Genomic DNA, 12,985 nt, shown 5'->3' with positions numbered 1-12,985 from the left:
CGTGTCCGACACCCTGACGGATAACACCACCGCCACGGACATCCCGGAGTATCCGATGCCGCGTGCGGCCGGTTGCCCGTTCGCGCCGCCCCCGAACGTGATGGCACTGGCCGACGCCAAACCGCTGTCGCGGGTGCGGATCTGGGACGGAAGTACTCCGTGGCTGATCACCGGTTACGAGCAGTGCCGCGAGTTGTTCTCCGATTCCCGGGTCAGCGTCGACGACCGGGTGCCGGGGTTCCCGCACTGGAACGCCGGCATGTTGTCGACGGTGCACAAGCGCCCGCGCTCGGTGTTCACCTCCGACGGTGAAGAGCACACCCGCTTCCGTCGAATGTTGTCCAAGCCGTTCACCTTTCGACGTGTCGAAGGGTTGCGACCGGCCATTCAGCGGATCACCGACGAACACATCGACGCCATGCTGGCTGGGCCGCAGCCGGCCGATGTGGTCAGTGCCCTGGCGCTGCCGGTGCCGTCACTGGTGATCAGCCAGTTGCTCGGGGTGCCCTATGAGGACGCCGAACTGTTCCAGGAACACGCCAACGTCGGGCTGGCCCGCTACGCCACCGGTGAAGAAACCACCAAAGGCGCGATCAGCTTGTACAAGTACATCATCAAGCTGGTCGAGGCCAAGATGGAGAACCCGATCGAGGACGCGGTCTCCGATCTGGCCGAACGGGTCAAGGCCGGCGAGCTCAGCGTGAAGGAGGCCGCCCAGCTGGCCAACGGGCTACTGGTGGCCGGTCATGAGACCACCGCGAACATGATCGGGCTCGGCGTGCTTGCGCTGCTGGAAAATCCAGACCAGCTGCCCGCCATTCGTGACGCCGACGATCCAAAGATCGTCGCCAACGCGGTCGAAGAACTTCTGCGCTACCTCAGCATCATTCAGAACGGCCAGCGCCGCGTCGCCATCGAGGACATCCCGATCGCCGGCGAGGTGATCCGCGCCGGCGAGGGCATCATCATCGACCTGGCTCCGGCGAACTGGGATGGGCAGGCTTTCACCGAACCCGAGCGACTGTACCTGCATCGCTCCGGCGCCGAGCGCAACGTCGCCTTCGGCTACGGCCGCCACCAGTGCGTCGGCCAGCAATTGGCGCGGGCCGAGCTGCAGATCGTCTTCCGCACCCTGTTCCAGCGGGTCCCGACACTGAAACTTGCTGTCCCGCTGGAAGAGATCCCGTTCAAACACGACCGCCTCGCCTACGGCGTCTACGAATTGCCGGTCACCTGGTAAGCCTCAGCCCACCGAGAAGTATGTGAAAGGTCGACGATGACTACACCAACAAGCACCCTGTATCCGCCGAAAGGCTTCGGCGCACCGAAAGATCGTCGTGGGCATGCCATCGGCAGCGATGTGGGGTTGCCGGCGGGCACCGAGGTGTTCTCGGCGGACAACCATATCTCGCTCGCCGCCGACATCTTCTACGAGCGCTTCCCCGAAGACCTGAAGGACAAGGCGCCCCGAATCTGGTACGAGGAGGGCGCATACCAGGTAGGCCGCAAAGGCCAGTCCTTTCTGCCGGGCGACTTCAGCGCGGTGCTCATGCAATACGACGACCTGCCCGGGGCGGCCAGCACCAACATCGACGCCCGCATCCAGGAGTTGCGTGAGGACGGCGTCGACAAGGAACTCGCCTTCCCCAACGCGGTGCTGGCACTGTTCCACTACCCGGATAAGAAACTTCGCGAACTCACCTTCCGGATCTACAACGAGTACATCGCGGAACTACAGGAACGTTCCAATGGCCACTTCTACGGCGCGGGCCTGATCAACTGGTGGGACCCGAAGGCACCCGGGACACCCTGGCCGAGCTGAAGTCCTTGGGGCTCAAGACGTTCCTGATGCCGCTCAACCCTGGTAAGGACGACGACGGCAACCCGATCGACTACGCGAGCACGGCGATGAGCGCAGTGTGGGATGAGATCGAGGCCGCCGGAATCCCGGTCACCCATCACATCGGTGAGACCCCGCCCAAGAGCCCGTGCGAGTTCAACAGCGTGGTGGTCGGCATGATGATCAACATCGACGGGTTCCGGGAGACGTTCTCCAAGTACATCTTCGGGGGCATTCTCGACCAACACCCGGGTCTGCGGATCGGCTGGTTCGAGGGCGGGATCGCGTGGGTGCCGTGGGCGCTGCAGGACGCCGAACACTTGGTGGCCTCCTACCAGCACATGTTCAACCGGCCGCTGCAGCACGACGTCCGGTACTACTGGGACACGCACATGAGCGCCTCATTCATGGTCGACCCGCTGGGCTTGGAGCTGATCGACCGGATCGGTGTCGACAAGGTGATGTGGTCCTCGGACTACCCGCACAACGAAAGCACATACGGCTATTCGGAGAAGTCGCTGGCGGCCGTGGTGGACGCGGTCGGACCGGAGCGGGCCACACGAATCGTGAGCGGCAACATCACTGAATTCCTGGGCCTGTGACTGTCTTTGCCGACGCACCCGGGTTGACCATCCCTGAGCGTCCCGATCTGTCCCGGATGCGCCGGGAGACCGGAGCGCGGCTTAGGGCCGCCATGGCCGAGCGCGGTGTCGACGCCCTGGTCCTGCTCGGCAACAACGCCGTCGTGTATGCCACCGGGTCGAGTTGGCCGTTGGGTGATGCCGGGGTGTCCTACGTCGAGCGCCCGGTGGCGGTGGTACTGGTCGACGATCCGTGGCCGCATCTGTTCCTGCCGTTCCGGGAGGGCGCCGCGCAGGAATCGGAGTTGCCGACCGACCACCTGCACGGACCGGTCTATCTCGAATTCGACGAAGGTGTGGACGATTTCGCCGGGCTGCTGGCCGGCCTGGTTCCCGCCGGATCGACGGTGGCGGTCGACGAATTCACCGGCGCCATGTCACGGGCCCGGAAGTCGTTGTTCCCCAACGGTGCTCCCGTCGATGCTTCGGCGGTGGTGAGCGCCGCCAAGGTGGTCAAGACTCCAGACGAATTGGCCTGCATCCGTACCGCCGTGCGGATCACCGATCAGGCCATGGTCGAAGTCCATCGGGCACTGGTCCCCGGTATCCGCCAGATCGACCTCTCGGCAAAGTTTTTGCGCCGGGCCTTCGAGCTGGGGGCGATGGCGAGCATGCTGGAACCGATCTGGCAGGTGATGCCGCCCAGCAAGGCCGAGGGGGTGTGGACCACACACGGTGACCTCGCCCTGCCGCTGCTGAGCACCGAACGCGAGCTGGCAAAAGGTGACGTGCTGTGGACCGACGTCAGCATCACCTACCAGGGCTACTGCTCGGACTTCGGGCGGACCTGGATCGTCGGGCAGCACCCCTCGCCGCGCCAGCAAGCACAGTTCGAGAAATGGCGCGAGATCATGCATGCCGTGGTGGGCGTCGCCCGAGCCGGTGCGACCGCCGCCGACCTCGGCCGGGCGGCCATCGCGGCCAACGGTGGCAGCCGGCCGTGGCTGCCGCACTTCTACCTCGGCCACGGGATCGGCGTCAATGCCGCCGAAATGCCGATGATCGGAACGGATCTCGGCGACCAGTTCGACGAGAACTTCGTCCTCCAACAAGGCATGGTGCTGGTGCTCGAGCCGGTGGTCTGGGAGGACGGCACCGGCGGCTACCGCAGCGAAGAAGTCCTGGTGATCACCGAGGAAGGCTCGATTCGATTGACCGACTACCCCTATGACCCCTATGTCGACTGAGGTTCTGCCCGACGCCCGCGCCCTGCGCAGCGGGCGCCGCGAACGAGCGCTGGCGCAGATGGCCGCGCACGACCTCGATGTGCTGGTGCTGGGCCGCCAGGCCAATGTCCGCTACGTCACCGGAGCGCCGCAACTGTGGGTTGCCGGGACCCGGCCGTTCGGCCCGACGTGTGTGCTGGTCCGCGCGACCGGCGCCATCCACCTACTGAGCACTTGGGACGAGGGTGTGCCCGAGGACATACCGCACGAGAACCTGTACGGCATCTCCTGGAATCCGGTCAACACCATCGCGGCACTGCAGCGCATCGAGGGTGCGGCCAACGCCCGGCGGGTCGGAACCGACGCGCTGTCACCGGTTTTCGCGCAGTTACTGCCAACCGCATTTCCTGCGGCCGAACTCGTCGACGGAGAACTCGCGATGCGTGCGGCACGGCGCATCAAGACCGCTGCGGAAGTCGATGCGCTGCGTGAGTCCATCAGGGTGGCCGAGTTCGGTCTGGCCGCCGCCGTATCGGAATTGCGGCCAGGGGTGGGCTCCCAGACGCTGGCCGGGGTGCTGCTGGAAGCACTCGCCGCGGGCGGAGTGAGCACGCCGTCGAGTCAGGACGTGGCGTGGGTGACCTCCCGTGAACACCCCTGGCGGCGTGTCGACGGTGCGGGCAAGGTACAGGCCGGTGACCTGGTTGCGCTGTCGGCCGGCGTGGTGGCCGGCGGCTATATCGGCGAGGTGGGCCGTACCTGGCCGGTGGGCGAAATCAGCGGTGCCGCAGCGCTGTACGAGCGTTGGGACCGGTTGTGGTCGCTGTTGATCGCGGTGTGTCAACCGGGAGCCGGGGCGGGCGAGCTGCTGTCGGCCTACGCCGCGGCCGGCGAGCCCGCACCGCCGATGCCCGTGGCCCGCGGTCTGGGGATGGGCTTCGACCCACCGGTCATCTCCGCGCGCCTGCCCCGGACCGCCGGCGAGGAGCACCTGGAGTCCGGCATGGTCCTTGCCGTCACGGGCTACGTTTGGGAACCGGGCGTTGGCGCGGTGTTCGGACGTGAAGCGGTATTGATCACCGCCGACGGGCCCGAGGTGTTGACCGCGAGCCCGTTCTGGCAGAGGTGATCGATGGCCGCCAAGGCGGAGAAGATCATTCGCTACGAAAAGGACGCCAAGACTCGAATCGCCACCATCACCTTCGACCGGCCGGAATATCTGAACGCTCCAACGATCGCCGCCCGGCAGCGTTACGCCGACCTGCTGCACCGCGCCAGCATCGACGACAAGGTCAAGGTTGTGGTGATTCGGGGAACGGGTGACGACCTGGGATCGGGCGCGGACCTAAAAGAGTTCATGCGGGCCAAGGACGCGGCCGACCCGGGCCCGCTGCTGGCCGAATTTCGGGTTGGCGCCAACGAAATCGCCTATCCGCCAAGAGGATCGTTCCGGCATGGCGCCTCCATCGGGCAGTGGTACGCCAACCCGAACTCCGGGATCCGTGGACTGCAGGACTTCAAGAAGATCAGCATTCTGGAGGTCAAGGGTTACTGCTACGGCTGGCACTTCTACCAGGCGGCCGACGCGGACCTGGTGATCGCCAGCGACGATGCCCTGTTCGGACATCCGTCGTTCCGGTACTACGGATGGGGGCCGCGGATGTGGTGGTGGGCCCAGACCATGGGTATTCGGAAGTTCCAGGAAATGGTCTACACCGGACGGGCTTTCACCGCCGCCGAGATGTACGACTGCAACTTTTTGAACAGCGTGGTACCCCGTGCCGAACTCGAGGCCGAGGTTGCCAAGTACGCGTTGGCCTGTGCGCGTAACCGCCCCACCGACACCGTCTTCATGCAGAAGACGTTCTTCGAGGTCATGAAACAATTCCAGGGCGAGTACATGGGCAGTCTGCTCAGCGGCTTCTTCGAATCTGTCGGCGGCGGTGCGCATCCGGACGCCGATGATTTCACCCTCGATGGTGCCATCGACCGGGGTCTCGGTGATGCCGTCAAGGACAACGACGCCAAATTCCCACCGGAGTGGCGGCTGAGCAAGAAGGCGCGGCCCGCCAAGGAGGCCAACCGGAAGCGGAAGCACTAGTGGCGGCGCCGCTGACCGGTTACACCGTCGTCGACCTGTCCACCGGAATCGCGGGTGCCTACTGCACCAAGCTGCTCGCCGAGGGAGGCGCCGAGGTCGTCAAAGTCGAGCCGCCCGACGGTGATTGGCTACGATCTTGGTCGGCCTCCGGCGCGACGATCGCGCCCGGTACCGACGGGGCGCTGTTCAGCTTCCTGGCTGGGTCCAAGCGCAGCATTGTCGTCGAGCCGCGCGACGCGGACGACGTCGGCTTGCTCAACCGGCTACTCGCTGCCGCGGACGCCGTGGTGTGGTCGCCCGGATCCTCGGTGGCGCAAGCGTTTACACCGCTTGAAATCCAGAGCAATCACCCGCATCTCGTCGTCACGTCGATCACTGCGTTCGGGCTGGACGGCCCGTGGCGGGACCGCGCGGCAACCGAGTTCACGCTGCAGGCGTGGTCGGGCGGCATCATCGGACTGGGGCGCGGGGTGGCCGACCGGGCACCCGTCCATGTCGGCGGGCAGGTTGGCGAATATCTGGCGGGCGCATATGCCAGCGCAGCGACGCTCGCCGTGCGGTACCTCGGTCGCGGTGATCTCATCGACCTTTCGGTCCTGGAGAGTCAAATCCTCGGCCTCACTTACTATCCCGTCACTTACTTCGAGATGTTGGGACGGCCCTGGCGAGACGCCCGGCGGCCGACCGTGCCCGGGGTGGCGGCCGCGCAGGACGGTCTGGTGGACCTCGGCTGCGGGACCGCGCAGCAATGGTTCGACCTGTGCGCGATGGTCGGCCACCCGGAATGGATCGATGAGAACTCGCCGCTGACGATCACCGAGCAGGCGAACATCCATGCCGATGACATCTATGCGTGGGTCCGAAGCCAGCCGGCCGACGCGATCCGCGAATTGGCCACCGCCTTCCGGATACCCAACGCGCCGGTGGCCAATGGTGCGAACGTCACGTCGCTGGACCACTTTCAGGCACGCGACTCGTTTATGCGAAACCCGCGCGACGGATTCACCCAGCCGCGTCATCCCTACCGGATGCGGCCCGCGCAGTTGCGCGAGCCGGGCCCGGCCCCCCGACTCGGTGAGCACACCGCCCAGTACCGGGCGGCCGGTCTCACCCCCCGGCCGGCGCCGACCTCGGACCGGCCCGCACCGCACCTGCCGCTGAGCCCGCTTAGGGTGCTGGATCTGACGACCTTCTGGGCGGGACCATCCTGCACCCATTTTCTGGCCATGCTGGGCGCTGAGGTGATCCACGTGGAATCCACCGGTCGCCCGGACGGTACCCGGCTGATCGCCGGCATACCGGTCACCGAGGAGCAGTGGTGGGAGAGGTCACCGATCTTTGCCGCCCTGAACACCAACAAGAAGGGGCTGACGCTGGATCTGCAGAGCCCGCGCGGACGCGAACTGCTGCATCGCCTCATCGCCACCTGCGATGTGGTCGCGGAGAATTTCACGCCCCGCGTGCTCGACTCGATCGGATTGGATTTCGCCGCGGTGCAGTCCATTCGGCCTGACGTGGTGATGGTGCGCATGCCGGGATTCGGCCTCGACGGCCCGTGGCGGGACAACCCGGCCTTCGCCTACGTCATCGAATCGGCATCCGGGGTGAGCTGGCTGACCGGCTATGCCGACCGCACACCATTCGAGCCGTATTCCGTGGGGGATCCCAACGCCGGGGTGCACGCTCTCAACGCGCTGCTGCTCGCCCTCGAACATCGTCGCCGGACCGGCCAGGGTGTGCTGGTGGAGGCGGCGATGGTGGATGCGGCGCTGAACATCGCCGCCGAGCAGGTCATCGAATACTCGGCGTACGGGGCGCTGCTGGAAAGGGACGGCAATCGCGGACCCACCGCCGCGCCACAGAATCTGTACCGTACCAACGAGATCGACGAGTTTGGGCGGCTGGACAGCTGGGTTGCGATCGCGGTCTCCAGCGACCAGCAATGGGGTCGGCTGTGTGACGCGCTCGGATCGCCCGCGTGGGCAACCGATCCCGCGCTGAGCACCGCAGCCGGCCGCCGTGCTGACGCCGACCGGATCGACGAGCACTTGGCGGCCTGGTGCGCGGACCGGACCGGCGACCAGATCGTCGTTGCCCTTTGGGACGCCGGTGTGCCGGTTGCCAAGGTCCTGCAACCGCACCGGCAGACGGAGATACCGCAATTGGATGCGCGCGGCTTCTTCGAAGTCGTCGACCATCCGGTGTGCGGTCCAGCTAGGCTCAGTACCGTGCCCATGCGGATGTCCGGCGGTCCGTGCCGGTTTCATACCCAGCCCGCGCCCCTGCTCGGGCAACACAACCATGAATTGCTCACCGAGTTGGGGCTGACCGATGCCGAGATCGCGCAGTTGGAAGCCGACGGCGTGATCGGCCAGGCACCGCGATGATTTGCGTCTGCTCGCGGGTGGGGTGAGGGGCGTGCCGATCGATCCGTCCGACGTTCTGCTCACCGACCGCGTCGCGGTGGTCACCGGCGGCGGGGCCGGCATCGGGCGGGGGATCGCCGCGGGCTTCGCGGCGTTCGGAGCACGGGTGGCGATCTGGGAGCGTGACCCGGGTACCTGCGCGCAGGCCGCGGAATCGATTGGCGGACTGGGTATCACCACCGACGTTCGGGACAGTGGCCAGGTCGACGCTGCCCTGCAGCGCACGGTGGCGGAGCTGGGCGTACCGACGATCCTGGTGAACAACGCCGGTGGGGTGTTCTCGTCGCCGCTGCTGGAAACCAGTGAAAACGGTTGGGACGCGTTGTATCGAGCGAATTTGCGGCACATCCTGCTCTGCACGCAGCGGGTCGCGCGAACGATGGTGTCCGCCGGCCTGCCCGGCAGCGTTATCTCGGTGACATCGATCGAAGGCGTGCGGGCGGCGCCGGGCTACGCCGCGTACGCCGCGGCCAAGGCCGGCGTCATCAACTACACCAAGACCGCCGCACTCGAACTGGCGCCCCACGGCATCCGCGTCAATGCGATCGCGCCCGACATCACCATGACCGAAGGCCTCGCGGCGCTCGGCGGCGGGGATGCCAGCGCGGCGATGGGTGCCGTCGTTCCCTGGGGACGGCCCGGCCATGTCGACGAAACGGCCGGTGTCGCAGTGTTTCTCGCCTCGGACTTGTCCACCTACATTACCGGCCAGACCTTGCACGTCGACGGTGGAACACACGCGGCCGGCGGCTGGTATCACAATCCGCAGACGGGGACCTATCAGCTCGGACCGTGACCAGGGTGGCGTTTGCTCGCGCGATGCTAGTGACGCCAGCCTTCGGCGGCCTGCTCCTCGAAAGCTCGGTCAAGGCGCTCGAACCGGCGGCGGATCGATGCCCGGGCGGCCTCGTGCGGCAACACATACAGCCGGTTGGCCAGGATCGCGTCGGCGGTCAGGCGGGCCACCGCGTCGACGTTGAGTGTGTCGTCCTGCTGGGGGAGCGAGCCCGTCGAGCCCGTGACATCGGGTTGGGACGCCAGCCCGTAGTCAGCGCCGCGAATGCGTTCGGAATTAGACACCAGCTTGGTTTCGATGACCATCGGGCACAGCACCGACACACCGATGCCATGGCCCTTCACCTCGCGGGCCAGAGTTTCGGCCAGACCCACCACCCCGTACTTGGCCACCCCGTAGGCGCCCAAGCCGGCATTGGGCACCAGTCCGGCGAACGACGCGGTGAACGCGATGTGCCCACCCGTGCCCTGCTCGAGCAACCTGGGCAGGAAGGCCTCGACAGCGTGGATGTTCCCCCACAGGTCGATATCGATCACCCAGCGCCAATCCTCATGCGTCATGTCGGCGATCGGACCGGCGACGACGATGCCCGCGTTGCTGAACAGCACGTCCACCTGTCCAAGCAGCCGGAAGGACTCGTCGGCCAGGTGCACCATCTCCTCGAGATGCCGCACGTCGCATTGCACACCGTGCGCGTCGAAACCTTCACCGCGCAGGTGAGCGACGGCCTGCTCCAGCCCCGGCTGGTCGACGTCGGCGAGCACCACCCGGGCTCCGCGGCGGGCGAACTCGGTGGCGGTGGCCAAGCCGATCCCGCTCGCGCCGCCCGTGACGACCGCCCCGCGTCCATCGAAATTCGACAAGTGTCCGTCCATAGGCGGACACCCTATTTGAGGCAGCTCCCCGCATCGACGGGCAGGGTGACACCGGTGATGTACCGGGCTTCATCGGAGGCCAGGAACAGCACGGCGTTGCTGATGTCCTGGGCGTCAACCCACGGCACTGGCAGCGTGTGGAACATCTGGCAGATCGGAGCCATGTCGTCGGGACCCGGATTTTCCAGGTCCGGGCGGAACAATTTCCAGGTGCCCTCGTTCATGATCATCCCGGTGCTCACGTGCGTGGGATGCACCGAATTCACCCGAATCATCTTCTGCCCCAACTCGACCGCGAACGAGCGCATCAGCCCGACCACACCGTGCTTGGCGGCAACGTAGTTGCCGCAGTGTGGGTACGCCTTCAGCCCGCCGACGGAACTGGTCAAGATGATCGATCCGCCCCTGCCGCCGGCAAGGATATGCGGCACACCAGCTTTCACCGTTTTCCAGACACCCGAGAGGTTGACGTCGATCATCTCCTGCCAGTCGTGCTCGGTGCACTGATCCAGGGTGTCCCCGCCATTGCCGATGCCGGCGTTGGCCACGATGATGTCCAGCCGGCCCAACTGGTCCACTCCGGCATCCACCGCTGCCTTCAGCCCGTCATAGTCACGAACGTCCACTTCGGCGGTGAAGATCTGCCGGTTGTAACTCTTGACCAGATCGGCGGTTTCGGCCAGGTCCTCCGGTGTCGCCGCGGGAATCGGGCTCGTTGCCACGACCCGTTTGCACACGTCGATGGCAATGATGTCGGCGCCCTCCTGCGCCAGTCGCACCGCGTGGCTGCGGCCTTGGCCGAGCGCCGCCCCCGTGACGAAGGCGACTTTGCCTGCTACCCGCCCCTTGCCGTCTTCGCTCATTGTTACCTCGTTTCCTTATTCAGCCGAGAATTGCCGGCATGGACTCCCAACCCCGCACCGTGGACGTCGGGGAAAGTTTGGCGTCGGTAAGGTCGACATCCCATTCGGGGAAGCGCTTGAGAATCTCCTCGATCGCGATCCGGCCCTCGAGCCGGGCCAACGCCGAGCCCAGGCAGTAGTGGGTGCCGACGCTGAAGGTCAGGTGCTGATGCGGCACGCGGTAGATGTCGAAAACGTCACCGTCGGGCGGGAATTGGCGGTGGTCCCGGTTGGCCGCGCCGATCAGCATCATCATGACGCTGCCTTCGGGCACCCGCTGGCCGTAGTACTCCACGTCCCGGGTGACGTATCTCGCCACATGCGGAGCCGGCGGCTCGTACCGCAGTAGCTCCTCGACGGCAGCGGGGATCAGCGCGGGGTTTTCGACCAGAGCGCGCCGCTGATCGGGATGTTCGGCCAGCACCTTGCCGGCCCACCCGATCAGCCGGGTGGTCGTCTCGTTGCCGGCGCCCGACACCACGGTGATGTAGGTGAGCAGCTCGTCGCGGCGCATCCGGCGCACCGTGCCGGTCTCATCCTCGAACTCGGCGTTGAGCAGCTCGGTCGTCAGGTCGTTGGACGGGTTCGCGGCGCGCCAGTCGATGTACTGGCTGAAGAACTCACCGCTCAGCATCGCCTCGGCCGAGAACTCCATCGGCTTACCGGCCTCAGTCCGCATCTGCGCGTTGGCGAAATCGCGTGCGGCTTCCTGATCTTCCTCCGGGACACCGAGCAGCATGCCGATCACCCGCATCGGCATCTGCGCGCCGAGGTCGTTGACGAAGTCGAATCTGCCCGTCCCGATCAGCGGATCCAGGCTGCGCGCGCAGAATTCGCGGATCTTGGGCTCCAGATCGTTGATCTTGCGCGGAGTGAACATGCGCGACAACAACTTACGGTGAATGTCGTGGATGGGCGGGTCCTCGAAGATGAGGACGCCCGGCGGCATCTCTATGTTGGCCCGGATCAGCTCGAGAATCGCGCCCCGCGCGGAACTGAAGGTTTGGTAGTCGACGATCGCATTGTCGACGTCGGCGAAGCGGCTCAGCGCGTAAAAGTCGTGTTGCTCGTTGTAGTACAACGGCATCTCGTCGCGCAGCCGCTTGAACATGGGATAGGGGTCGGCGTTGAGCTCGACGTCGTACGGGTCGAAATAGACGTCGTTGGCTGCGCTGACTGTCACGGGTGATTGCCCTCTCGCCGGTGACGCGCCCTGTTCGTCAGGAGGGCGCGACAATGCCGCCTGTAGAACTCTGTCATCACCCACCAACGAGTGTCAACGTCGAATCCGTTTTGGCTATTTGTAGTTCTTTGTACCAGAGAATACCGTTCTCACAAAGACAACGACGTGCGATATTCGCTCATGCGAATTTGCGTCGGAGGAACTACTTGCCCGCGAATCCGCGTGAGCAGAAATCCCAGACCTCGTCGGCGCTGATCGGGTGAACCGTCGCGTCGTCGGAGCCGCCGCTGGACTGCGCGATGAACATGACCGTCTGCATCGTCATGGCGGCCACCCGCTTGGCGTTGACGTCGGCGCGCAACTTGCCGGCATCGCCTGCGGCTTCCATCAGCTCGGTCAGCAAAGCCAACAGTGGAGCATGGGCAATCTTGACCTCGGCAGGATGAGTCACCAGCAAACGAGGCGCGAAATCGGTGAAAAGCGGGCGCTTGGCGGTGGGGTCGGGGCGCGATGCCTCGTAGAGCAATTCAACGGCGACCTTGAGCCGCTCCAGCGGATCGGTGTGGCTCTCGGTGGCGGCGCGGATCTGGTCGGCGGACCGGCTCAGGGCGTCTTCGAACAGGGCCAGCAACAGTTCGTGCTTGCCGTCGAACTGCAGGTAGAAGCTGCGCAACGACTGACGCGACCGGTCCACGACCTCCTGGACGGTAAAGTCCGTGCTGCCCTTCTCGATGATGATGGCCTGTGCGGCGTCCAGGAAGCGCTGAACGCGCTGCGCCGCCCGCAGTTTTGCGGTCTTGATGGATCGCTCGACGGCCCGCTGCTTCCAGGCCGGCTCTTCACTGGGGTTCGTCACGGGCGGCTCAGGAGATTGCCGCGAGGAGAGAACATGATTGGACTGTACCGGAGAACGTCGTGCCATCGCGGTGCTCGACCTCCTCACGGACGATGTCTTGGAGATTGTAACTTCCTCACGGCGAGAATACTATTCTCTTAGACGTGTGTTTGGGAAGCGGATTCGCGAGAGCGAACCTAGCTCGCCCCTGATAACCCGG

General features: G+C 65.6%; 10 protein-coding genes and 1 pseudogene. 7 read left to right on the top strand and 4 right to left on the bottom strand.

The window, feature by feature from the left end:
• Window position 1: 1 nt before the first annotated feature.
• From BN972_RS26145 to BN972_RS26115, 7 genes and pseudogenes are all read left to right on the top strand, one after another.
• Window positions 2–1,240, top strand: coding sequence for a cytochrome P450 (locus BN972_RS26145; RefSeq protein ID WP_036365953.1), 1,239 nt, complete (start codon window positions 2–4; stop codon window positions 1,238–1,240).
• Between the two features lie 36 nt (window positions 1,241–1,276).
• Window positions 1,277–2,442, top strand: a pseudogene (locus BN972_RS26140) (amidohydrolase family protein).
• A gap of 56 nt (window positions 2,443–2,498) precedes the next feature.
• Window positions 2,499–3,668, top strand: a complete 1,170-nt coding sequence (locus BN972_RS26135) for a M24 family metallopeptidase (protein ID WP_080697215.1) — start codon at window positions 2,499–2,501, stop codon at window positions 3,666–3,668.
• Window positions 3,658–4,776, top strand: coding sequence for a M24 family metallopeptidase (locus BN972_RS26130; RefSeq protein ID WP_036365243.1), 1,119 nt, complete (start codon window positions 3,658–3,660; stop codon window positions 4,774–4,776). Before BN972_RS26135 ends, BN972_RS26130 begins: the two co-directional genes overlap by 11 nt.
• A gap of 3 nt (window positions 4,777–4,779) precedes the next feature.
• Window positions 4,780–5,748, top strand: coding sequence for an enoyl-CoA hydratase/isomerase family protein (locus BN972_RS26125; RefSeq protein WP_036365241.1), 969 nt, complete (start codon window positions 4,780–4,782; stop codon window positions 5,746–5,748).
• Window positions 5,748–8,135, top strand: coding sequence for a CaiB/BaiF CoA transferase family protein (locus tag BN972_RS26120; RefSeq protein ID WP_036365239.1), 2,388 nt, complete (start codon window positions 5,748–5,750; stop codon window positions 8,133–8,135). The genes BN972_RS26125 and BN972_RS26120 overlap by 1 nt, the downstream gene beginning before the upstream one ends.
• A gap of 31 nt (window positions 8,136–8,166) precedes the next feature.
• Window positions 8,167–8,970, top strand: coding sequence for an SDR family NAD(P)-dependent oxidoreductase (locus tag BN972_RS26115; protein WP_036365951.1), 804 nt, complete (start codon window positions 8,167–8,169; stop codon window positions 8,968–8,970).
• Window positions 8,971–8,996: 26 nt separating this feature from the next.
• Here the strand turns inward: BN972_RS26115 and BN972_RS26110 are convergent, their stop codons facing one another.
• The 4 genes from BN972_RS26110 to BN972_RS26095 form a co-directional block, all read right to left on the bottom strand.
• A complete protein-coding gene (locus tag BN972_RS26110; RefSeq protein ID WP_390176242.1) occupies window positions 8,997–9,833 on the bottom strand; it encodes an SDR family NAD(P)-dependent oxidoreductase in 837 nt (278 codons plus the stop codon).
• A 23-nt stretch (window positions 9,834–9,856) separates the two neighbouring features.
• Window positions 9,857–10,708, bottom strand: coding sequence for a mycofactocin-coupled SDR family oxidoreductase (locus tag BN972_RS26105; protein WP_036365232.1), 852 nt, complete (start codon window positions 10,706–10,708; stop codon window positions 9,857–9,859).
• A 19-nt stretch (window positions 10,709–10,727) separates the two neighbouring features.
• On the bottom strand, window positions 10,728–11,930 hold the full coding sequence (locus tag BN972_RS26100) for a cytochrome P450 (protein WP_036365229.1): 1,203 nt from the start codon (window positions 11,928–11,930) through the stop codon (window positions 10,728–10,730).
• Between the two features lie 202 nt (window positions 11,931–12,132).
• On the bottom strand, window positions 12,133–12,786 hold the full coding sequence (locus tag BN972_RS26095) for a TetR/AcrR family transcriptional regulator (RefSeq protein ID WP_036365227.1): 654 nt from the start codon (window positions 12,784–12,786) through the stop codon (window positions 12,133–12,135).
• Window positions 12,787–12,985: the final 199 nt, after the last annotated feature.

The sequence above is a fragment of the Mycobacterium asiaticum DSM 44297 genome, assembly GCF_000613245.1.
Taxonomy (GTDB): domain Bacteria; phylum Actinomycetota; class Actinomycetes; order Mycobacteriales; family Mycobacteriaceae; genus Mycobacterium; species Mycobacterium asiaticum.
This window is presented reverse-complemented; position numbering and strand designations above follow the sequence as displayed.

What these genes read in the sequence shown, in the direction of transcription:
- BN972_RS26125 (WP_036365241.1), top strand. Translation starts at nt 4,780, where the DNA reads ATGGCCGCCAAGGCGGAGAAGATCATTCGCTACGAAAAGGACGCCAAG.
- BN972_RS26135 (WP_080697215.1), top strand. Translation starts at nt 2,499, where the DNA reads ATGCGCCGGGAGACCGGAGCGCGGCTTAGGGCCGCCATGGCCGAGCGC.
- BN972_RS26130 (WP_036365243.1), top strand. Translation starts at nt 3,658, where the DNA reads ATGTCGACTGAGGTTCTGCCCGACGCCCGCGCCCTGCGCAGCGGGCGC.
- BN972_RS26105 (WP_036365232.1), bottom strand. Translation starts at nt 10,708, where the DNA reads ATGAGCGAAGACGGCAAGGGGCGGGTAGCAGGCAAAGTCGCCTTCGTC.